This is a genomic window from Burkholderia sp. SR8, assembly GCF_052851275.1.
On the sequence record NZ_JAULUC010000016.1, the window covers coordinates 37,753 to 59,848 of the forward strand.

At 67.9% G+C, this 22,096-nt stretch carries 18 protein-coding genes and 1 pseudogene; 12 read left to right on the plus strand and 7 right to left on the minus strand.

The annotated features are described in order from the left end of the window. Window positions 1-66: 66 nt before the first annotated feature. Entirely contained in the window at window positions 67-1,131 is a 1,065-nt protein-coding gene (gene selD, locus Q3A80_RS20430) for a selenide, water dikinase SelD (protein WP_446330704.1), read from the minus strand. A gap of 115 nt (window positions 1,132-1,246) precedes the next feature. On the opposite strand from selD, the gene Q3A80_RS20435 reads away from it, so the two are divergent. After that, complete coding sequence (locus Q3A80_RS20435; RefSeq protein WP_446330705.1) at window positions 1,247-2,083, plus strand: EamA family transporter; 837 nt, start codon at window positions 1,247-1,249, stop codon at window positions 2,081-2,083. Window positions 2,084-2,130: 47 nt separating this feature from the next. Here the strand turns inward: Q3A80_RS20435 and pdxR are convergent, their stop codons facing one another. Continuing rightward, on the minus strand, window positions 2,131-3,639 hold the full coding sequence (pdxR, locus tag Q3A80_RS20440) for a MocR-like pyridoxine biosynthesis transcription factor PdxR (protein WP_446330706.1): 1,509 nt from the start codon (window positions 3,637-3,639) through the stop codon (window positions 2,131-2,133). Between the two features lie 118 nt (window positions 3,640-3,757). Between pdxR and Q3A80_RS20445 the strand changes: the two genes are divergently transcribed. Both Q3A80_RS20445 and gabD read left to right on the plus strand, forming a co-directional pair. Next, window positions 3,758-5,047 (plus strand): 4-aminobutyrate--2-oxoglutarate transaminase, encoded by a 1,290-nt coding sequence (locus Q3A80_RS20445; protein WP_446330707.1) that lies wholly within the window; start codon window positions 3,758-3,760, stop codon window positions 5,045-5,047. 100 nt (window positions 5,048-5,147) lie between these two features. Continuing rightward, on the plus strand, window positions 5,148-6,617 hold the full coding sequence (gene gabD / locus Q3A80_RS20450; RefSeq protein WP_446330708.1) for an NADP-dependent succinate-semialdehyde dehydrogenase: 1,470 nt from the start codon (window positions 5,148-5,150) through the stop codon (window positions 6,615-6,617). A 270-nt stretch (window positions 6,618-6,887) separates the two neighbouring features. Here gabD and Q3A80_RS20455 read toward each other — a convergent pair whose 3' ends face one another. Next, the gene (locus Q3A80_RS20455; RefSeq protein ID WP_446330709.1) at window positions 6,888-8,432 is read right to left on the minus strand and encodes a methyl-accepting chemotaxis protein; all 1,545 of its coding nucleotides are present in this window, start codon (window positions 8,430-8,432) and stop codon (window positions 6,888-6,890) included. Between the two features lie 282 nt (window positions 8,433-8,714). Between Q3A80_RS20455 and Q3A80_RS20460 the strand changes: the two genes are divergently transcribed. From Q3A80_RS20460 to Q3A80_RS20470, 3 genes and pseudogenes are all read left to right on the plus strand, one after another. Beyond that, entirely contained in the window at window positions 8,715-8,885 is a 171-nt protein-coding gene (locus Q3A80_RS20460; protein WP_446330710.1) for a hypothetical protein, read from the plus strand. Then, window positions 8,882-9,493, plus strand: a complete 612-nt coding sequence (locus Q3A80_RS20465) for a GNAT family N-acetyltransferase (protein WP_446330711.1) — start codon at window positions 8,882-8,884, stop codon at window positions 9,491-9,493. Before Q3A80_RS20460 ends, Q3A80_RS20465 begins: the two co-directional genes overlap by 4 nt. Before the next feature lie 118 nt (window positions 9,494-9,611). Continuing rightward, window positions 9,612-10,090, plus strand: a pseudogene (locus Q3A80_RS20470) (DUF523 domain-containing protein). A 100-nt stretch (window positions 10,091-10,190) separates the two neighbouring features. Here Q3A80_RS20470 and pcaF read toward each other — a convergent pair. Further along, window positions 10,191-11,393: a 3-oxoadipyl-CoA thiolase gene (gene pcaF / locus Q3A80_RS20475; RefSeq protein ID WP_446330712.1), complete on the minus strand. Its 1,203-nt coding sequence runs from the start codon at window positions 11,391-11,393 to the stop codon at window positions 10,191-10,193. A 226-nt stretch (window positions 11,394-11,619) separates the two neighbouring features. On the opposite strand from pcaF, the gene Q3A80_RS20480 reads away from it, so the two are divergent. After that, window positions 11,620-12,408 carry an IclR family transcriptional regulator gene (locus Q3A80_RS20480; protein ID WP_059599073.1) on the plus strand — a complete coding sequence of 263 codons (789 nt, stop codon included), beginning with the start codon at window positions 11,620-11,622 and terminating at the stop codon, window positions 12,406-12,408. A gap of 252 nt (window positions 12,409-12,660) precedes the next feature. Here the strand turns inward: Q3A80_RS20480 and Q3A80_RS20485 are convergent, their stop codons facing one another. Both Q3A80_RS20485 and Q3A80_RS20490 read right to left on the minus strand, forming a co-directional pair. Then, window positions 12,661-13,908: an MFS transporter gene (locus Q3A80_RS20485; protein WP_446330713.1), complete on the minus strand. Its 1,248-nt coding sequence runs from the start codon at window positions 13,906-13,908 to the stop codon at window positions 12,661-12,663. A 64-nt stretch (window positions 13,909-13,972) separates the two neighbouring features. Further along, entirely contained in the window at window positions 13,973-15,163 is a 1,191-nt protein-coding gene (locus Q3A80_RS20490; RefSeq protein WP_446330714.1) for a M20 aminoacylase family protein, read from the minus strand. A 224-nt stretch (window positions 15,164-15,387) separates the two neighbouring features. Between Q3A80_RS20490 and acuR the strand changes: the two genes are divergently transcribed. The 4 genes from acuR (at window position 15,388) to zwf (ending at window position 19,583) form a co-directional block, all read left to right on the plus strand. Next, on the plus strand, window positions 15,388-16,026 hold the full coding sequence (acuR, locus tag Q3A80_RS20495; RefSeq protein ID WP_446330715.1) for an acrylate utilization transcriptional regulator AcuR: 639 nt from the start codon (window positions 15,388-15,390) through the stop codon (window positions 16,024-16,026). Between the two features lie 46 nt (window positions 16,027-16,072). Further along, the gene (gene acuI / locus Q3A80_RS20500; protein WP_446330716.1) at window positions 16,073-17,056 is read left to right on the plus strand and encodes an acrylyl-CoA reductase (NADPH); all 984 of its coding nucleotides are present in this window, start codon (window positions 16,073-16,075) and stop codon (window positions 17,054-17,056) included. 85 nt (window positions 17,057-17,141) lie between these two features. Continuing rightward, entirely contained in the window at window positions 17,142-17,720 is a 579-nt protein-coding gene (locus Q3A80_RS20505; RefSeq protein WP_446330717.1) for a peroxidase-related enzyme, read from the plus strand. Window positions 17,721-18,107: 387 nt separating this feature from the next. After that, a complete protein-coding gene (zwf, locus tag Q3A80_RS20510) occupies window positions 18,108-19,583 on the plus strand; it encodes a glucose-6-phosphate dehydrogenase (RefSeq protein WP_446330718.1) in 1,476 nt (491 codons plus the stop codon). 240 nt (window positions 19,584-19,823) lie between these two features. Here the strand turns inward: zwf and Q3A80_RS20515 are convergent, their stop codons facing one another. After that, window positions 19,824-20,765, minus strand: coding sequence for a LysR substrate-binding domain-containing protein (locus Q3A80_RS20515; protein WP_446330719.1), 942 nt, complete (start codon window positions 20,763-20,765; stop codon window positions 19,824-19,826). A gap of 101 nt (window positions 20,766-20,866) precedes the next feature. Here Q3A80_RS20515 and Q3A80_RS20520 point away from each other — a divergent pair, with 101 nt between their 5' ends. Continuing rightward, window positions 20,867-22,069 (plus strand): MFS transporter, encoded by a 1,203-nt coding sequence (locus Q3A80_RS20520; protein ID WP_446330720.1) that lies wholly within the window; start codon window positions 20,867-20,869, stop codon window positions 22,067-22,069. Window positions 22,070-22,096 lie beyond the last annotated feature (27 nt).

Genomic DNA, 22,096 nt, shown 5'->3' on the forward strand with positions numbered 1-22,096 from the left:
GTCGATGCCTCCGCGGAAAGGCATCGATTTAGGGCCGACAACGATCAGACACGAGAAAAAACCGCGTCAGGCAACGTCGACGCGCGATGGCCCGTCCACCATCTCGCCGATCACGGCCGCGCGATCGAACCCGTCGGCGCGGAAGCACGCAAGCACGTCGTCGACCGCTTCCGGCGCGCACGCGACCAGCAGGCCGCCGGACGTCTGCGGATCGGTCAGCAGTGCCTGCGCAACCGGCGGCAGCGCGTCGGCGAGCCGCACGTCGCGGCCGTACGCGGCCCAGTTGCGACCCGATGCGCCGGTGAACACGCCGTCGGCGACGAACGCCTCGACGCCCGCGAGCCACGGCAGCGACGCGTAATGCACGCGTGCGGTGAGGTTCGCGCCGCGCGCGAGTTCGAGCGTGTGGCCGAGCAGCCCGAAGCCCGTGACGTCGGTCAACGCATGCACGCCCGGCAGCGCGGCGAGTTCAGCGCCCGGCCGGTTCAGCTTGGTGGTCGTCGCGACCATCTGCGCGTAGCCCGCGTCGTCGAGCTGGTTCTTCTTCAGCGCGGCCGACAGCACGCCGACGCCCAGCGGCTTGCCGAGCACCAGCACGTCGTCCGCACGCGCGGCCGCGTTGCGCTTCACGCGCGACGGATGCACGACGCCGATCGCCGCGAGTCCGTAGATCGGCTCGACCGAATCGATCGAATGGCCGCCCGCGACCGGAATGCCGGCATCGGCACACACCGACTCGCCGCCGCGCAACACGGCCGCGATCGTCTCGTGCGGCAGCACGTTGATCGGCATGCCGACCAGCGCCAGCGCGAGAATCGGCTTGCCGCCCATCGCGTAGACGTCCGACAGCGCGTTGGTGGCCGCGATGCGGCCGAAGTCGAACGGATCGTCGACGATCGGCATGAAGAAATCGGTGGTCGCGACGATCGCCTGCTCGTCGTTGAGCCGGTAGACGGCCGCATCGTCGGCGGTCTCGGTGCCGACCAGCAGATCGGGGAACAACGCCGGCGGCGTCGCGCGCTTCAGCAGTTCGGACAGCACGCCCGGCGCGATCTTGCAGCCGCAGCCGCCCCCGTGCGACAGGCTCGTGAGGCGCGGAACGGCGGGCGGGGTGAGGGTGGCTTCGGTCATCGTCGGCATCCGGTGAATAACAACGTTCTATTATCGACAATTCCGCGCGAGCGCGCCCGATACCCACATAATGGACGGCGCCTGCCCGCTCCCGCCCTCGCTCGCTCCTCTATCGATGGACCACCTCTTCATCGCCCTCGTGCTGTGCTCCGCGCTGCTGCACGCGATCTGGAATGCGTTCCTCCACGTGAGCGAAGACCGCCTCGTCCAGCTCGGCACGATGTCGCTGCCGTATCTCGCGTTCGGCATTGCCGGCGTCGCACTGCTGCCCGCGCCGGCGGCGGCCGCGTGGCCGTATGTCGCGGCATCGGCGGTGCTCGAAGTCGCGTACTGCTTCACGCTCGTGCGCGCGTACCGGAGCGGCGAATTCGGGCAGATCTATCCGATCGCGCGCGGCATGTCGCCGCTGCTCGTGTCGGTGCTCGCCCTCGCGGTGCTGCACGAACGGCCGACACCGTTCGGCTTCGCCGGCATCGCGCTCGTGTCGTTCGGGATCATGTCGCTCGCGCTGCGGCGCGGCTTCCGGTTCTCCGCCGAAGGCGTGCCGTATGCGCTGCTCACGGGCGGTTTCATCGCGTCGTACTCGATCTGCGACGGGATCGGCTCGCGCGTGTCGGGCAGCGCGCTCGGCTACATCGCATGGGTGTACCTGCTGTGGAGCGTGCCGCAGCTCGTGCTGGTGTGCGTCGTGCGCGGCGGGCCGCGCGCGGTGTTCGGCTCGCGCGCGTCGCTGCGACAGGGCGCGATCGCCGGCACGATCTCGCTCGCGGCCTACGCGATCGTGATTCTCGCTTATCGACACCTGCCGGTCGCGACCGTGTCGGCGCTGCGCGAAACGAGCTCGATCTTCGCGGTCGCGATCGGCTGGTTCGTGATGCGCGAGCGGCCGGGCGCGCAGCGGCTCGTCGCGTGTGCGCTGGTGGTCGCGGGGGCGGCGTTGATCCGGCTTTGATCCGGCCCGGCGGCGACAACGCGACTGTCCGTCCCCTGTCCGTCCCCTCACACCGCGGCCACGACCTTGTCGAACGCCCGCTCGTCGATCGCCTCGGCGAGCGTCGCGAACGCGGCCGGGATCTCGTCTTCCGGCACGCACGCGTAGCCGAGCAGCAAACCCGACGCCGCACGCTCGCGCTCCGCGTAATACCCGGACAACGGCCGCACGACGATGTTGCGTTCCAGCGCGGCCTGCGCGACCGCGCGATCGTCGACACCATCCGGCAACCGCGTGACGAGATGCAGCCCCGCATCGCTGCCGAGCGCGTGCAGCGTATCGCCGTAACGGCGCGCGACCGCATCGAGCAGCACCTCGCGGCGTTGCCCGTACAGCGTGCGCATCTTGCGGATATGCGACACGAAGTGCCCTTCCGCGATGAACTCGGCGAGCACCGCCTGTTGCAGCAGCTGACCTTCGCGATACAACTCGGCGCTCGCGGTCGCGAAGCTCTCCGCGAGCGGCTCCGGCGCGACGAGGTAGCCGACCCGCAGCCCCGGGAACAGCGTCTTGCCGAAACTGCCGACATAGATCACCTGCCCGGCCGTATCGAGACCCTGCAGCGACGCGAGCGGCCGGCTGCCGTAGCGGAACTCGCTGTCGTAATCGTCCTCGATGATCCAGCAGCCGTGCTGGCGCGCGTATTCGAGCAGCATCCGGCGCCGCGCGAGGCTCATCACCATCCCGAGCGGATACTGGTGCGACGGCGTGACGAGCATCAGCTTCGGCGGCTCTGCGAGATCGGCGGCCGACGGCGCGATCCCTTCGTCGTCGACCGGAATCGGCCGCGTGGTCAGCCCCGACACGTTCAGCACGCTGCGCACGCCCCAGTAGCACGGATCCTCGGTCCAGATCGCGTCGCCCGGATCGGTCAGCAGCCGCACGGCCAGGTCGATCGACTGGTGGATGCCGGTCGTGATCACGATCTGCTCGGGCGTGCAGCGCACCGAGCGCGCCGTGCGCAGGTAGTCGGCCAGCGCCTCGCGCAGCAGCGCGAGTCCGCCGCCCGGCGCGTAGGTCAGCAGATCCGGGCGCAGGCGCCGCCAGTACTTGTTGTGCAGTCGCGTCCACACGCGCGCCGGAAAGCGCGACACATCGGGCACGCCGGGCATGAACGCGCCGCCCTGGCGCTTCGACACACCCGCGCCGTCGACGAGCCGCGTACCGCGCGCGGACAGCCGCCGCGCCGGCGACTGCACGATGGCCGGCCCCGCAGCCGGATCGGCCGGCGCGCCGACGATCTCGTCCGGCGCGCTGTCGGCGACGAACGTGCCGCGGCCCGTCGCCGAGTTCACATAGCCTTCGAGCGCAAGCTGTTCGTAAACCTGCGTGACCGTGTTGCGCGCGATCCCGAGCTCGGCCGCGAGCAGCCGCGACGACGGCACGCGCGTGCCGGCCGGCAGTTCGCGCGACAGGATCGCCTGCTGCAGCAGCCGGTGCAACTGCCGGTAGATCGGCTGTTCGCCGCCGCGCACGAGGCGCTGCGCCAGCCAGTCCGACAACACGCTTGCGCGCATGATTGGCTCCTGAATATTTATTGAAATGGCTCTGATTGCCAGAGCCAAATGTGATTATAGTCGCCTCCATGGGCTGCCAACGCGGCCGTTTTTACCCACCGGACAGAACATCAAGGAGATGACCGTGAAGAATGCCGACCTGCAGGCCCGCAAGAACGCCGCCACCCCGCGCGGCGTCGGCGTGATGTGTGATTTCTACGCAGCCCGCGCCGAGAACGCGGAGCTGTGGGATGTCGAAGGCCGCCGCTTCATCGATTTCGCCGCCGGCATCGCGGTGCTGAACACGGGCCACCGCCACCCGAAGATCGTCAAGGCGATCGCGGATCAGCTGGACAGCTTCACGCACACCGCCTACCAGATCGTCCCGTACGCGTCGTACGTCGAGCTGGCCGAGAAGATCAACGAACGCGCGCCGGGCGACTACCCGAAGAAGACCGCGTTCTTCACGACCGGCGCCGAAGCCGTCGAAAACGCGATCAAGATCGCGCGCGCGGCGACCGGCCGTCCGGGCGTCATCGCGTTCTCGGGCGGCTTCCACGGCCGCACGATGATGGGCATGGCGCTGACCGGCAAGGTTGCGCCGTACAAGCTGAACTTCGGCCCGTTCCCGGGCGACGTGTTCCACGCGCCGTACCCGAACGCGCTGCACGGCGTGACGACGGCCGACTCGATCAAGGCGATCGAGATGCTGTTCAAGGCCGACATCGATCCGAAGCGCGTCGCCGCGATCATCTTCGAACCGGTCCAGGGCGAAGGCGGCTTCAACCCGGCGCCGGCCGAGTTCGTGCGCGCGCTGCGCAAGATCTGCAACGAGCACGGCATCCTGCTGATCGCCGACGAAGTGCAGACGGGCTTCGCACGCACCGGCAAGCTGTTCGCGATGCAGCACTACGACGTGCTGGCCGACCTGATCACGATGGCGAAGAGCCTCGCGGGCGGCATGCCGCTGTCGGGCGTCGTCGGCCGTGCGGACCTGATGGACGCGGCTGCGCCCGGCGGCCTCGGCGGCACCTACGCGGGCAACCCGCTGGCCGTCGCGTCGGCGCACGCGGTGCTCGACATCATCGACGAAGAGAAGCTGTGCGAACGCGCGACGCAACTCGGCGACGTGCTGAAGGCGAAGCTGAACGCGCTGCAGGCCGATGTGCCGCAGATCGCCGACGTGCGCGGTCCGGGCGCGATGATCGCGGTCGAATTCCTGAAGCCGGGCACGGGCGAGCCCGACGCCGACTTCACGAAGCGCGTGCAGGCGCGGGCGCTCGAGCGCGGGCTGCTGCTGCTCGTGTGCGGCGTGTACTCGAACGTCGTGCGCTTCCTGTTCCCGCTGACGATCACGCAGGCCGTGTTCGACGAAGCGCTCGCGATCCTCGAGGAAGTGCTGAAGGAAACGGTCGGCGTGCCGGCCTGAGTTCCCGGCGATTCCGACTGAATGCGCCGCCGCCGTCGTGAAGACGGCGGCGGCCGCGTTCATCTGTCCTTACCCGTCCTTTTCAAAGCAGGCGATTCATATGAGCACCGTTCAGGAAACCCTGGCACTGAAAGATCCGTCGCTGTTCCGCCAGCAGGCGTACGTCAACGGCGAATGGCAAGGCGCGGCGAACGGCGAGTCGTTCGAAGTCCGCAACCCGGCCACCGGCGGCCTGCTCGGCACCGTGCCGGCGATGGGCACGGCCGAGACGCGTCACGCGATCGAAGCCGCGAACGCCGCATGGCCGGCGTGGCGCAAGAAGACCGCGAAGGAACGCGCGGCGATCCTGCGCAAGTGGCACGACCTGATGATGGAGAACGCCGACGACCTCGCGCTGATCCTGACCACCGAGCAGGGCAAGTCGCTGGCCGAAGCGAAGGGCGAAATCGGCTACGCGGCGTCGTTCCTCGAATGGTTCGCGGAAGAAGGCAAGCGCGTGTACGGCGACACGATCCCGACGCCGGCGAGCGACAAGCGCATCGTCGTGACGAAGGAAGCGATCGGCGTGTGCGCGGCGATCACGCCGTGGAACTTCCCGGCGGCGATGATCACGCGCAAGGTCGGCCCGGCGCTCGCGGCAGGCTGTCCGATCGTCGTGAAGCCGGCCGAAGCGACGCCGTTCTCGGCGCTCGCGATGGCCGTGCTGGCCGAGCGCGCGGGCGTGCCGGCCGGCGTGTTCAGCGTCGTCACGGGCGACGCGAAGGCGATCGGTGGCGAACTGACGTCGAACCCGATCGTACGCAAGCTGTCGTTCACCGGCTCGACGCCGGTCGGCCGCCTGCTGATGTCGCAATGCGCGGCGACGGTCAAGAAGGTATCGCTGGAGCTCGGCGGCAACGCGCCGTTCATCGTGTTCGACGATGCCGATCTGGATGCGGCCGTGCAGGGCGCGATCGCGTCGAAGTACCGCAACAGCGGCCAGACGTGCGTGTGCACGAACCGCTTCTACGTGCACGAAGCCGTGTACGACCAGTTCGCGCAGAAGCTCGCGGCGGCGGTCGGCCAGCTGAAGGTCGGCCGCGGCACGGAGCCGGGCGTCACGCAGGGTCCGCTGATCAACGAAGCGGCCGTGCTGAAGGTCGAGGCACACATCGAGGACGCGCTCGCGAAGGGCGCGACCGTCGTGACGGGCGGCAAGCGTCATGCGCTCGGCCACGGCTTCTTCGAGCCGACCGTGCTGACGGGCGTCACGCCGGCGATGAAGGTCGCGAAGGAAGAGACGTTCGGGCCGCTCGCGCCGCTGTTCAAGTTCAGCAGTGACGACGAGGTGATCCGCCTCGCGAACGACACCGAGTTCGGTCTCGCCGCGTATTTCTACAGCCGCGACATCGGCCGCGTGTGGAAGGTCGCCGAAGCGCTGGAATACGGGATGGTCGGCATCAACACGGGCCTGATCTCGAACGAAGTCGCCCCGTTCGGCGGCGTCAAGCAGTCGGGCCTCGGCCGCGAAGGCTCGCACTACGGCATCGACGACTACGTCGTGATCAAGTACCTCTGTCTGGCCGTGTAACGGTTCGGGGCCGGTCGCGCCAGCGGCCGGCCCTGACCGCCCGGCCGGAACCGGGCGGTCACGACGCGGGCCGGTGCCCCTCTCCGCCGTGCCCGCGTCATCTGGTTGTGCGTAACGCACGAAGGGCTGCGCAACGAATACCCGATCGTCGAGGTTCGCGAGTACCGCGCGCCGCTACAGCCGGCGCTGATCCGAGCGCCGCCGGAATGACGGTGACGCGTGCACCGTGCCCGGCTCCGCCGTGCCCGCGTCATCACTCGTCCCCGCCCGTCAACGAAACACGTTCACCGCATCCACGAGCCGCGTCGCCTGCTGCTTGAGGCTCTCCGACGCCGCCGTACTCTGCTCGACCAGCGCGGCGTTCTGCTGCGTGATGTTGTCCAGATGCACGACCGCCTGATCGACCTGCGCGACGCCGGTGCTCTGCTCGGCCGTCGACGAGCTGATCTCCGCGATCAGGTCCGACACGCGCTTCACCTGCGTGACGATTTCCTCCATCGTCTTGCCCGCGCCGTCGACGATTCGCGCGCCCGATTCGACCCGCTCGACGCTCGCGCCGATCAGCGTCTTGATCTCCTTCGCCGCGTTCGCACTGCGCTGCGCGAGTGCGCGCACCTCGCCCGCGACCACCGCGAACCCGCGCCCCTGTTCGCCCGCACGTGCAGCTTCGACGGCCGCATTGAGCGCGAGAATGTTGGTCTGGAACGCGATTCCATCGATCACGCCGATGATGTCGGCAATCCTGCGCGAGCTGTCGGTGATGTCGCGCATCGTCGTGACGACTTCGTTCACGGCCTGTCCGCCGCGCTCGGCCGCATCGCTCGCGGACATCGCGAGCCGGTTCGCCTGCAGCGCGGTCTCCGCATTGCTGTCGACGGTAGCCGTCATCTGCGCCATCGACGCGGCGGTTTCCTGCACGCTCGACGCGGCCTGTTCGGTGCGCGCGCTCAGGTCGTTGTTGCCCTGCGCGATTTCGTTGCTCGCCCGCTGCACGTTGTGTACCTGCTCGCTGACGTCGTCGACCAGCCAGCGGAACATCAGCCCGAGCTGGTTGATCGTGCGCAGCGTCATGCCGATCTCGTCGACGCGGTTCATCCGCACGCCGCGGCGGCTTTCGCCGGTCGCGACGTTCAGTGCCTGTTCGTGCAGCCGCTTCAGCGGACGCACGATCTGGGCATCGAGCCAGAGGCCGGCGGCCACCGACACGCCCACCGCCGCGGCCGCAAACGCCGCAAGCGCGCCGCCGGTCAACCCGCACGCCCAGCCCGCGCCGACGACGGCCGGCACCAGCACGCACAGCGCGGAATGAACGCGTGCGCGCACCGACATCGTCTGCGGCAGCGACACGATGCGCAGCAGCCCGGTGCGGACGATCAATCCCTTGTGGAAACGGCGGGTGCCCGCCTTGCCTTCGCGGAAGGCGCGGTACAGCGCGTCGGCAGCCGCGATTTCGTCGCGCGGCGCACTGGTGCGCACCGACATGTAGCCATGCGGCGCGCCGTTACGCATCACCGGCACCGCGTTTGCACGCACCCAGTAGTGATCGCCGTTCTTGCGGCGGTTCTTCACGAGCGCGGTCCACGGTTCGCCGTTCTTCAGCGTCGCCCACATGTCGGCGAACGCCTCTTTCGGCATGTCCGGATGGCGCACGGCGTTGTGCGGCTGGCCGACGAGTTCGTCGGCCGGGAAGCCGCTCACGTGCGCGAATGTCGTGTTCGCGTACGTGATGATGCTGTCGGCGTCGGTGGTCGACATCAGCGTGACGTCGTCGGGAAATTCGAATTCCTGTTGGGTGACTGGCTGGTTGTTGCGCATGCAAGGCTCCGAAAGGCGGATCCGGATGCGGATCCGCGCAGCGCGAAAATCGCGCTCAGTAGCCGAAAAACGGTTTTATCGCTTTACGACGGTCTCGTCCTCACTGTCGGCAGGTTTCGGCAAAACCTTAATCGGGACGCGCATAAAATGGCGAATTCGTTCATCAGCATGATTTCGATCAAATAATCCCGTGATAATCGCGATGGACGCTTCTCCGATAAGGCCAGATGCTTTATGGGATAGCGTCAGCCGACGCACCAATCACGGTAGCCGTTGCAGACGATGAAACGACTCATCCGGATCGCCGCCATTCAACGGGCATTCGATCGCGAACATGCGGCGGCTTTCATGCGCGACTGCGATAAACATCGGCAAGCGGCCTTTTCCCGCGATCGCGATGCTGCGCAATTGAGAAAAGCGCGCGAGATTCACCGCACCATAGTAACCAGATGACCGCACATACCGACTCACATCCTGTCCACCCCGCGTCCGGCCAACGCACGACACGCCGCACCGCCGCCGAACGCGATGCGCTGTCGTCACGCGTGCTCGCACGCGACGAGATTCCGCTCGTGTGGACCATCGACCGGCGCGAGATCATTCACCATCTGTACGCACTGCGCGACGGCGAGTTGCAACTCGTCCCGGACTTCTACGACGTGCGCGGCTGGCCCGACGGCGAAGCCGAGCACTACACGCCGATCCTGCTCGACTGTCACGATCGCGGCGGCTGGTGCGTCGGCATGTTCGACGGCGCACGGCTCGTCGCGGCGGTCATCGTCGACAACGACCGGCTCGGCCCGCGACGCGACATGCTGCAACTGAAGTTCCTGCACGTGAGCCGCGACTGGCGCGGCTGCGGGCTCGGCGAACAGCTCTATCGCGCGGCCCGCGCGCAGGCCCGGGCGATGGGTGCGGAACGGCTATACGTGTCGGCGACGCCGTCGCAGCGCACGATCGATTTCTACCTGCGACTCGGCTTCAGCGTCAGCGCGTCGCCGGATCCGGCGCTGTATGCGCTCGAGCCGCAGGACATCCATCTGGAAGCGCCGACGGCCTGACACACACACATGCAGGCGCGCCCTGTGGAATTTCGCTCGATCACGCCTGCCCTCACGGAGAACGACCGTGCAGAATGCACCGCCGCAACCGCCGGCCACGCCGAAGATCCTCGTCAGCATGTGCGTGCTCGGCTACCCGGTCCGCTACAACGGCTCGGCGAAAACCGCCGCACATGAAATGCTCGCGCGGTGGCAGCGCGAAGGCGTCTGGTGCCCGTGTGTCCGGAACTCGCGGGAGGATTGAGCGTGCCGCGTCCGCCCGCCGAGATCGCGGACGGCGCATCGGGGCAACACGTGTTGACGGGCGCCGCGCGGATCGTCGACGTGCACGGCACCGACGTGACTGCGCCGTTCGTCGACGGCGCACAGGCCGCGCTCGCGCTGGCGCGCACGCACGGTTGCCGCTTCGCGATCCTCGCGGACGGCAGTCCGTCGTGCGGAAGCAGTTTCATCTACGACGGGAATTTTGCGGGCCGGCGCCATGCGGGCGCGGGGGTGACGGCGGCGCTGTTGCGCCGGCATGGTGTCGAGGTATTCGCGGACACCGAGATCGACGCGCTGGCGGCACGCCTGGACGAACTATCGCAAGCTGGATAACGATGTGGCCGGCACGACGAACGCGTGCCGGCCACATCTTTTGAAACGGGAACCCGGTGAAACGGCGCGCATTCCGCGCCCGCTTCACCGCCTCACGCGATCACACGCGTTCGATCGCGATCGCGATGCCCTGGCCGACGCCGATGCACATCGTGCACAGCGCGAACCGGCCGTTGGTGCGATGCAGCTGGTACATCGCGGTCGTCACGAGACGCGCGCCCGACGCGCCGAGCGGGTGGCCCAACGCAATCGCGCCGCCGTTCGGGTTCACGCGCGGATCGTCGTCGGCGACGCCGAGCATGCGCAGCACCGCGAGGCCTTGCGACGCGAACGCTTCGTTCAGCTCGATCACGTCGAACTGGTCGATCGTCATCCCGAGCCGCGCGAGCAGCTTCTGCGTGGCCGGCGCGGGGCCGATGCCCATCACGCGCGGCGCGACGCCGGCCGTCGCGATGCCGAGCACGCGCGCGCGCGGCGTCAGGCCGAAGCGCTTCGCGGTGGCTTCGTTCGCGAGCAGCAGCGCGGCCGCGCCGTCGTTGACGCCCGACGCATTGCCGGCCGTCACCGAGCCGTCTGCGCGTACGACGCCCTTCAGCTTCGCGAGCGCTTCGAGCGAGGTTTCACGCGGATGTTCGTCGCGCGAAAAGACGACCGGATCGCCCTTCTTCTGCGGAATCGTGACCGGCACGATTTCCTCGGCGAGCGTACCGTCCTGCTGTGCGCGCGCGGCCTTCTGCTGGCTGCGCAGCGCGAACAGGTCCTGGTCGGCGCGGCTGATGCTGTAGTCGACCGCGACGTTCTCGGCCGTCTCCGGCATCGAGTCGACGCCGTGCAGCTGTTTCATCAGCGGATTCACGAAGCGCCAGCCGATCGTCGTGTCGTAGATGTCGGCCTGGCGCGCGAACGCGCTGGCGGCCTTGCCCATCACGAACGGCGCGCGCGTCATGCTCTCGACGCCGCCGGCCACCATCAGCGCGGCTTCGCCCGACTTGATCGCGCGCGCGGCCACGCCGACCGCGTCCATCCCGGAACCGCACAGGCGGTTGATCGTCGAACCCGGCACGCCTTCCGGCAGGCCCGCGAGCAGCGCGGACATGCGCGCGACGTTGCGGTTGTCCTCGCCGGCCTGGTTCGCGCACCCGTAGATCACGTCGTCGATCGCCGTCCAGTCGACGTCGCGGTTGCGCTCGACGAGCGCCTTCAGCGGCACCGCGCCGAGGTCGTCGGCGCGCACGCCGGACAGCGCACCGCCGTAACGGCCGATCGGGGTACGAATCGCATCACACAGAAAAGCTTCGGTCATCAGTGTCTCCGGTCTCATGCAAGGCTGGGAAGTGAATGAAACGCGCCCCTTGCATTGCCCGCCGGGATGCGCTTAAATGTTCTATATACGAACATAAGATCGTGTATCGAACGTTCAACGCATCATAGGGAGTGCGGGGACGACCTGTCAAGCGCCTGGCCGCGGTGCGGTTGGCGTGCCGGGCCCCATGCGCTATCTTCTCGGCTGCACGACAATCCGACCGTTCATGACCACCGAAGACATCCAGACCAAACCAGGCGACTCCTATGTGCAGTCGTTCGCGCGCGGCCTCGCGGTAATCCGCGCATTCGACGCACAGCGCCCGGAGCAGACGCTCACCGAGGTCGCGTCGGCGACCGGGCTCACGCGTGCCGGCGCGCGCCGGATCCTGCTGACACTGCAGACGCTCGGCTACGTCGAAGCGGACGGTCGGCTGTTCCGGCTCACGCCGAAGATCCTCGAGCTCGGTTTTGCATACCTGACGTCGATGCCGTTCTGGAATCTCGCCGATCCGGTGATGGAGCAGCTGTCCGCGCAGATCCACGAAAGCTGTTCGGCCGCGGTGCTCGACCGCACCGAGATCGTCTACGTGCTGCGCGTGCCGACCCGCAAGATCATGACGATCAACCTGTCGATCGGCAGCCGGCTGCCCGCGTACTGCACGTCGATGGGCCGCGTGCTGCTGTCCGCGCTCGACGACGCGGCGCTGGACGAAACGCTCGCGCAAAGCGGCATCCGCGCGCACACGCCGCGCACGATCACCGACATCGGCGAACTGAAGGCGACGATCGCGCAGGTGCGCCAGCAGGGCTGGGCCGTGGTCGACCAGGAACTCGAAGTGGGCTTGATGTCGATCTCCGCGCCGATCCGCAACCGGCGCGGGCAGGTGATCGCCGCGATGAACATCAGCGGCAACGCGCAACGGCATACCGCGAAGCAGATGGTGAAGGAGTTTCTCGGGCCGCTGCAGCAGGCCGCGCAAACGGTGTCGGAGCTGGTCGCGCGGCGCGGGTGAGCGGTTACTTCGCTCGCCGGATGCGCAATACGGTCATTCGGAGATAGCGCGCGGAACGCGGATAGCGTGGATCGTGCAGATAAAAAGACGGGCGGCATGGGCCGCCCGCTCAATTCTCTGACTCTGCTTGCAACGTCCTTCTCACGGAACACGGAGCACGCTCCGCATCGCCCAATTTAGGGAGGCGGCACAGCCCCGTCAATCTGACGAGAACGAAATTGCGCCGTGCCGCTCGGACAGCGGCATCCTCCATCAGTCCATCGACTCGCGCGCCGTTTCGCGCAGCATCGCGACCGCGATCAGCGACAGCACCACGCACGCGGCCACATAGCCGGCCGGCGCAAGCTTGCTGCCCGTCGCGCGCACGTGGCGCGGCAGCGATTCGCACATCAGCGCCATTTCCGACGCCGACCCGAGCGAGTAGAACAGCAGCATCAGCGCGGTGAGCGGCAGGATCACGGACAGCGTCGGATGATGGTTCATCAGCCAGAACGCCGGAAACAGCAGCAGCACGAGCACGCCGCGTCCGACGAAGATCGGCATGCGCCGGCTGCCGAGGCGGTCCGACAGCCAGCCGAACAGCGGGCACGTCGCCAGCATCACGCAGCCCGACGCGACGCCGACGAACATCGACAGCTTCATCGGCAGGCCGAGCGTATGGATCGCGTAGGTCGGCATGTAAAAGGTCAGGATGTAGGTCGACACCGTGCCGCCCATCACCGTCAGCATCAGCAGCAGCACCGTGCGCGTGTGCTTCGAGAACAGCTCGCGCAGCACGCCGCGTTCGATTCCGTGATGGCTGTCGCCGGGCGCGTCGTCCGCGAGCCGGCGGCGCAAGATCATCCCGACCGGCGCGATCAGCACGCCCACGAAGAACGGCAGACGCCAGCCCCAGCCTTCGAGCGCGTCCTTCGTCAGCGTGTTCGACAGCAGCGCCGCAAAGCCCGAACCCATCAGCGCGGCGCCGCCCTGCGTCGCGAGCTGCCAGCTCGCACGGAACGCGCGGCGCGACGTGCCGCCCTGTTCGATCAGCGTAGACGTCGCCGCGCCGAACTCGCCGCCCTGCGAGAAGCCCTGCATCAGGCGCGCGCAGACCACCAGCAGCGGCGCGGCCACGCCGACCTGCGCGTAGGTCGGCGCGATCGCGATCAGGCCCGTGCCGAGCGCCATCAGCATGATCGTCAGGTTCAGCGCGGCCTTGCGGCCCTTGCGGTCCGCATAGACGCCGAGCACGACGCTGCCGAGCGGCCGCGTGAAGAAGCCGGCGGCGAACGTCGCGACCGACAGCAGCAGCGACGTGGTCGGGTCGCTCGACGGGAAGAACAGCTTGCCGATCAGCACCGCGAAGAAGCCGTACACGGTGAAATCGAAGAACTCCAGCCAGTTGCCGATCACGGCCGCCGCGATCGCGCCGCGCTTCGTGACGGCCGGTGCGCCGCGCGTATCGGGTTCCGCGGCTTCCGCCGACGCCGGGTGCAGCGCGAGATGGTCTTTCTGCATCGTTGTTCTCTCCTGTCAATGCGGCCGGAAGCGCCGGCCGGCCGTCGCCCGTCGCAGCAGGGCGCTACTGCCCCAGGTAACGCTCCACGAGGCGCGTCCAGAACGCCGCGCCGATCGGCAGGTTGCGATCGTTGAAGTCGTACTTCGGGTTGTGCACCATGCAGCCGTCCTCGCCTTCGCCGTTGCCGAGCCGCACGAACGACCCGGGCCGCTGCTGCAGCATGAACGCGAAATCCTCGCTGCCCATCAGCAGGTCGGCCTGCTCGACCACGTGCGCATCGCCGACGAGTTCGCGCGCGACCTGCGCGGCGAAATCCGTTTCGGCATCCGTGTTGACGACGACCGGATAGCCTTCGATGTACTCGACGTTGGCGGTCGCGCCGTAGCTGGCGGCCTGCGATTCGGCAAGCTCGACGATGCGGCGCTTGAGCAGTGCGCGCACGTCGGGGCTGAACGAGCGCACGCTCAGTTCGAGGCGCGCGCCGTTGGGAATCACGTTGTTTGCGGTGCCCGCATGCATCGACCCGACCGTGACGACGGCCGGCTGCGACGGGTCGACGTTGCGTGCGACGATCGTCTGCAGCGCCATCACGATGCTCGCCGCGACGACCACCGGGTCGACCGTCAGGTGCGGTCGCGCCGCATGGCCGCCGACGCCCTCGATCGAGATGATCGCCTTGTCGCCGGCCGACATGAACGGGCCGCGGCGCGTGAGGAACACGCCGGGCGCCGCGCCCGGGTGGTTGTGCATCCCGAATACCGCATCGCACGGAAAGCGTTCGAACAGGCCGTCGTCGATCATCTTCTTCGCGCCGCTGTCGACGCCGTGCTCTTCCGCCGGCTGGAAATACAGGTGCACGGTGCCGGAGAAGTTGCGCGTCTTCGCGAGGTGCTGCGCGGCGCCGAGCAGCATCGTCGTGTGGCCGTCGTGGCCGCATGCATGCATCTTGCCGTGCGTGCCGCTGGCATACGGCAGGCCGGTCGCTTCGACGATCGGCAGCGCGTCCATGTCCGCGCGGATGCCGATGCTGCGCGTGCCGTCGCCGACGCGCAGCGTGCCGACCACCCCCGTCTTGCCGACGCCGCGCGTCACCTGCCAGCCCCATTGCTCGAGCTTGTCCGCGACGAGCGCCGCGGTTTCGTGCTCCTCGTACGCGAGTTCCGGGTGGTGGTGAATGTGATGGCGGATCTCGCGCAGCCCGCCGGCGGCGGGCATCAGATCCTCGATTGCGGTGAATCGGGCGTCGGTGGTCATCAAGCGGCTCCTGCTGGTCAGCGTGTCAGCCGCACGCGGACGATGGCGTGCGGGAAAGCGAGCCACTATAGCGAGCCGATATCGGTTCAATAAGATGCGGAATTTTTCACCGCGATAAGGTTTTTTAATCAGGGTTAATACGGGGCGGAGGTGGCCGGCGCGAGTGCGCCGCCTCGAGTCGACGCCGCCATTGATTTTTGAGACGAACGGTCTATTATTCGCCCATGGACGTTCAAATCAATCCGCCTCGCCGCCGCGGCCGGCCACCGAAGCAGCACGAAGACCTCGTCGCGACGCGCGACATGCTGTTGCGCACCGGGCTGGAAGTGCTCACCGAGAAGGGCTTTTCGGCCACCGGGCTCGACGAGATCCTCGGCCGCGCCGGCGTGCCGAAGGGCTCGTTCTATCACTACTTCGACAGCAAGGGGGCGTTCGGCCTCGAGCTGATCGACCGCTACGCCGAGTTCTTCGCGCGCAAGCTCGACCGTCATTTCAATCAGACCGAAGCGTCGCCGCTGGCGCGCATTCGCGCGTTCGTCGACGATGCGCGCGACGGCATGGCCCGTTACGAATACAGCCGCGGCTGCCTGATCGGCAATCTCGGCCAGGAAATGGGCGCGCTGCCGGAGAGCTTCCGGACGCGACTGCGCGCGACGTTCGAAGATTGGCAGCACCGGCTCGCCGACTGTCTCGCCGCCGCGCAGCAAGCCGGCGAACTGGCCGATTCGGCCGACCCCGCCGCGCTCGCCGCATTCTTCTGGATCGGCTGGGAAGGCGCCGTGCTGCGCGCGAAGCTCGAACGCAGCGACGCGCCGCTCGCGCTGTTCGCCGAGTTTTTCTTCAACGGATTGCCTCGCCGCTGAATTTTTTTGCCATTAACTAGACGATCGGTCTAGAAAAGGAGGACGGATGTTCCAGGGCATCGTGATCGACAAGGACGAAACCGGCCAGCACGTGCGGCTGCAGACGCTGGACGACGCGCACCTGCCTGCGGGCAACGTGACGATCCGCGTCGGCTATTCGACGCTGAATTACAAGGACGGGCTCGCGATCACCGGCAGGAGCCCGGTGGTCCGCAAGTTTCCGATGGTGCCGGGCATCGATCTGGTCGGCGAAGTCGAGCACAGCACGCATCCGGACTACCGCACGGGTGATCGTGTCGTGCTCAACGGCTGGGGCGTCGGCGAAACGCACTGGGGCGGGCTCGCGCAGAAAGCGCGCGTCGACGGCGACTGGCTGGTGCCGCTGCCGCCGGCGTTCTCGCCGCAGCAGGCGATGGCGATCGGCACGGCCGGCTACACCGCGATGCTGTGCGTGATGGCGCTGGAACGGCATGGCGTGCGCCCGGACGATGGCGAGATCGTCGTGACCGGCGCGGCAGGCGGCGTCGGCAGCGTCGCTACCGCGATCCTCGCACGGCTCGGCTATCGCGTCGTTGCGGTGACCGGCCGCCCCGACGACGCCGACTACCTGCGGCAGCTCGGCGCAACGGAGATCCTCGACCGGTCGCAGTTCAGCACGCCCGGCAAGCCGCTCGGCAAGGAACGCTGGGCCGGCGCGGTCGACGTCGCCGGCAGCCACGTGCTCGCGAACGTGTGCGCGACCACGCGCTATCGCGGCGTGGTGACCGCCTGCGGCCTCGCCGCCGGGATGGAGTTCCCCGCGACCGTCGCGCCGTTCATCCTGCGCGGCGTGACGCTCGTCGGCATCGACAGCGTGATGTGCCCGCGCGCCGACCGGCTGGAAGCATGGCGCCGGCTTGCGGCCGATCTCGATGTGGAGAAGCTCGGCACGATCAGCCACCAGGTCGGCCTCGGCGATGTGATCCCGCTCGCCGGCGAACTGATCGGCGGCAAGGTGCGCGGCCGCATCGTCGTGGACGTCAATGCATGACGCCGGCAACGACAAACCGCGGTTGCTTTTTCGGGCGGCGGCTCGTGCATCGAGTCCGCCCGCCCTGCTTTATTCAGGAGACCCCATGACGACTGCAGACAACGCCCCCGTCAGCCGCTTCCCGGTGCCGGCACTCGACGACCTGCCCGACGACATTCGCGAACGGATCGCGGCCGTCCAGGAAAAATCGGGCTTCATCCCGAACGTGTTCCTGACGCTCGCGCATCGCCCGGACGAGTTCCGCGCATTCATGGCGTACCACGACGCGCTGATGGACAAGCCCGGCAATCTCACGAAGGCCGAACGCGAAATGATCGTCGTGGCCACCAGCAGCGTGAACCAGTGCCAGTACTGCGTGATCGCGCACGGCGCGATCCTGCGCGTTCGTGCGAAGGATCCGCTGATCGCGGACCAGATCGCGACCAACTACCGCAAGGCCGACATCACCGCGCGGCAGAGAGCGATGCTCGACTTCGCGATGAAGGTGTCGCAGGCCGCGCATCAGGTCGGCGAAGCGGACTTCGACACGCTGAAGTCGCATGGCTTCACCGAAGAGGACGTGTGGGACATCGCGGCGATCTCGGCGTTCTTCGGGATGTCGAACCGGCTCGCGAACGTGACGAACATGCGGCCGAACGCGGAGTTTTACGCGCTGGGGCGGTGACGGCATCGGATGCGCAGCGATCGTTACACGATCGCGGATCGAGGCCGGCGCGCATGCGTTCGGCCTTCCCGCTGGACGCCGCGCCGATCCGTGCTGCCGGCCGGCAACCGCCTCGCTGCCGGCCGCATCGCCGTGGGCGCGAACGACGCATCGGCGTGCTGACCGGCGCGTGCTGCCCACCCGCGTTTGAAAGCCTGTGTAAACAAGCACTGGCTCACGCCCCGGCGCCGCGGCCGCCCGATCTCCCGTCCGATCGCGCGCGAACCCGCACACGATTCATCAAAACCGTGCACTATTAGCGTTTTCACGTACCGGCACGTCAATCCACCCGCGGCCGGCGCGTCGACGTTCGTTCCACGCTCACCCGTTCCACACCGCGAACCACTCATGACGAATAAGCCCAACCAGACCGAAGCCGAGCAGCCCGTCGACATGATCATCTTCGGCGGCGGCGGCGACCTGGCCGCCCGCAAGCTGCTGCCCGCGCTGTACATGGCGCACCTGCACTGCAACCTGCCGCCGGAAACGCGCATCATCGCGGTCGGCCGGCGCGACTGGGGCATCGACGGCTACCGCAAGTTCATGGACGAGCAGTCGCGCCCGTTCATCGACGAGAAGGCGTTCGATGCCGAAGCCTGGGCCCGTTTCCTCGACCTGTTCAAGTACGTGCTGATCGACGTGAACACGCCGGAAGACTACGCACGGCTCGCCGAAGCGGCGCGCGGCGACGCGATCCGCGTGTTCTACCTGTCGACGTCGCCGGAACTGTTCACGACGATCTGCGACAACCTGTCGGCCGCGCGCCTCGTCGACGCGCGCTCGCGCGTCGTCCTCGAAAAGCCGCTCGGCCACGATCTCGCGTCGGCGAAGGCGATCAACGATGCGGTCGGCAAGCACTTCGAGGAATCGCAGATCTACCGGATCGACCATTACCTCGGCAAGGAAACCGTGCAGAACCTGATGGTGCTGCGCTTCGGCAACCCGATCTTCGGCCCGCTGTGGCAGGCGCCGAGCATCCGCAGCGTACAGATCACGGTGGCGGAGACGGTCGGCGTCGGCAGCCGCGCGGGTTTCTACGACCACACCGGCGCGCTGCGCGACATGGTGCAGAACCACCTGCTGCAGCTCTTGTGCATCGTCGCGATGGAGCCGCCGGTGTCGCTCGACCCGGACGCGGTGCGCGACGAAAAGCTGAAGGTGCTGCGCTCGCTGCGGCCGATGGCGCTGTCGGACGTCGCGCGCGAAACGGTGCGCGGCCAGTACACGGCCGGCGCGGTCGACGGCCAGCCGGTGAAGGGCTATCTGGAAGAGGACAACGTGCCGGCGGACAGCCATGCGGAGACCTTCGTCGCACTGCGCGCGCACATCAACAACTGGCGCTGGGCGAACGTGCCGTTCTTCCTGCGCACCGGCAAGCGGCTGCAGCGCCGCCAGTCGGAAATCGTGATCGAGTTCGCGGACATGCCGTTCTCGATCATCCCGACCGGCCCGCGCCACTACAGCAACCGCCTCGTGATCCAGCTCCAGCCGGAAGAATCGATCCAGCTGCAGATGCTCGCGAAGGAACCGGGCAGCGGGATGAAGATGGTGCCGGTCAGCCTGAACCTCGACCTGCAGCAGGCGATTCCGGAGCGGCGCGCGGAAGCGTACGAGCGGCTGCTGATCGACGTGATCCGCGGACGCCTCACGCACTTCATGCGCCGCGACGAACTCGAAGCCGCATGGTCGTGGGTCGAGCCGATCCTCGACGGCTGGAAGCAGCTCGGCGACCGCCCGCGCCTCTACACGGCCGGCACGTTCGGGCCCGCGGCATCGTCGGCGCTGCTCGCGCGCGACAACATGTCGTGGGCGGAAGAGGCGTAACGGAAGGCGTAATCCAAGCAAGCGGCGCGAGAAGTCCGACACGCGAAGGCATGCCGACGGCGCGCGCGCCGTTGGCATGCCGGGTGATATCGCGGCGACCGCCGCATGCCCGCGTCGCCGTGAGCTTCGGCGCGAGGAAATCGGGCGAGCCGCCACGCGGCGGAACGACCGCCGGCTTTCGCAACGCAGCCGCCACGCGGCGTAACGGCATGCGGTTTCCCACCACGCAGGCGCCCCCCGCTACAGCGGCCTCATCCACGCCGCCTTGCGCCGCGCCGGCGCATCGCTGCCGCTTCCGCCGCCCAGCACCTCGATCATGTAGTCGACGAACGACGCGATCCGCGACGAAACCGCGGTGTTCCGGTAATACACCGCGTTGATCGGCTGCTCGACGTCGAGCGTCTGCCGCGCGAGCACCTGCACGAGCCGCCCGGCCTCGCGATCCTGCGCGGTCAGGAAATCCGACAGGCACACGACGCCCGCACCCTCCAGCGCAAGCTGCCGCAGCGTCTCGCCGCTCGACGACCAGATGCGGGGCTCGATGCGGAACGGCTCGCCGTCCGCGCCGAGGATCGGCCACACGTTCAGCGATTCGGGCTGCGTGAAGCCGAGCAGCGTGTGCTTCGCCAGATCCTCTACCTTGCGCGGCTGACCGTGCGCTTCGAGATACGCGGGGCTCGCGAGGATGCGCACCCGACTGTTGCCGATCCGCCGGCTATGCAGCGTGGAATCCTTGAGCCGGCCGATCCGGATCGCGACGTCGGTGCGCCGCTCCAGCAGGTCGATGATGCCCTCGTTGCTGTTCAGTTCCAGGTCGACCTTCGGGAAGCGCTCGCGGTAGCCGCGCACGAGCGGCACGATCACGTGCAGCATGAACGGCGTCGCGGCGTCGATGCGCAACCGCCCCGACGGCATCTCGCGCCGCGCGAGCATCTGCTCCTCGGCGTTCTCGACCGATTCGATGATCGCGCGCGCATCCTGCAGGAACGCGCGCCCCTCTTCGGTGAGTTCGAGCCGCCGCGTGGTCCGGCGCAGCAGCGTGGTCTTCAGCTTCTCCTCGAGCCGCGCGAGCGTGCGGCTGGTGGCCGACACGGTCAGGTCGAGCTGCTGCGCGGCGGCCGTGATCGAACCGGTGTCGACCACCGCGGCAAACGCCTGGAGTTCATCGAGCGTGATTTTCATTGTTGATTTGAAATCAAAACAATTTGGTTTATAGACCAGTTTTTCCGCAAAAGTAAAGGCGGCACACTGCGATCCATCCTTACCGGAACCTGGATCCCATCATGCCACTCGCCCTGCTTGCGCTGACCATCAGCGCGTTTGCCATCGGCACGACCGAATTCGTGATCGTCGGGCTGATTCCGACGATCGGCGCAGACCTCGGCGTCAGCCTGCCGTCGGCCGGCCTGCTCGTCAGCCTCTACGCGCTGAGCGTCGCGATCGGCGCGCCGCTCCTCACCGCGCTCACCGGCCGCGTGCCGCGCAAGACGCTGCTCGCCGCGCTGATGGCGCTGTTCACCGTCGGCAACCTCGTCGCGTGGCAAGCGCCGGGCTACGAATCGCTGATCGTCGCGCGCGTGCTCACCGGCCTCGCGCACGGCGTGTTCTTCTCGGTCGGCTCGATCATCGCGACGACGCTCGTGCCGAAGGACAAGGCCGCGAGCGCGATCGCGACGATGTTCAGCGGGATGACCGTCGCGTTCGTCGCCGGCATTCCGCTCGGCACCTTCATCGGCCAGCACTTCGGCTGGCGCGCGACGTTCCTGATCGTCGCGCTGTTCGGCCTCGTCGCGTTCGTCGGCGCGGTGGCGTTCGTGCCGCGCGGCCTGCCGCAGACGCCGCCGGCGCCGCTCGCCCGCCAGTTTCGCGTGCTCGCGCAACCGCGCCTGCTGCTCGTCTATGCGATGACGGCGGTCGGCTACGGCGGCTCGCTGATCGCGTTCACGTACATGGCGCCGCTGCTCGAACAGATCGCCGGCTTCACGCCGTCGCAGGTCAGCCTCGTGCTCGTCGGCTACGGCGTATCGGTCGCATTCGGCAACGTGTGGGGCGGCAAGCTCGCCGACCGCGTCGGCCCGGTCAAGGCGCTCAAGCAGATCTTCCTGCTGCTCGCGATCGTGCTGCTCGCGCTGACCTTCACGGTGCACGTGAAGTGGCTCGCGGTGCTGACGATGCTCGCATGGGGCGCCGTCGCGTTCGGCAACGTGCCGGGGCTGCAGGTGTACGTCGTCAAGCAGGCGCGCCACTTCGCGCCGGACGCCACCGACGTCGCGTCGGGCTTCAACATCGCCGCGTTCAACCTCGGCGTCGCGGGCGGCTCGTCGCTCGGCGGCCTGATCGTCGCGAACGTCGGCCTCGGCCATACGCCGTGGATCGCCGCCGTCGTCACGCTCGGCGCATTCGCGCTGACCGCACTGAGCGGCCGCCTCGACCGCGGCCAGGGCCTGCCGGAACGCACGGCCGAACCCGTCGAACTCGCCCATTGAACGTCATCTTTTTGCAGGAGCGACACA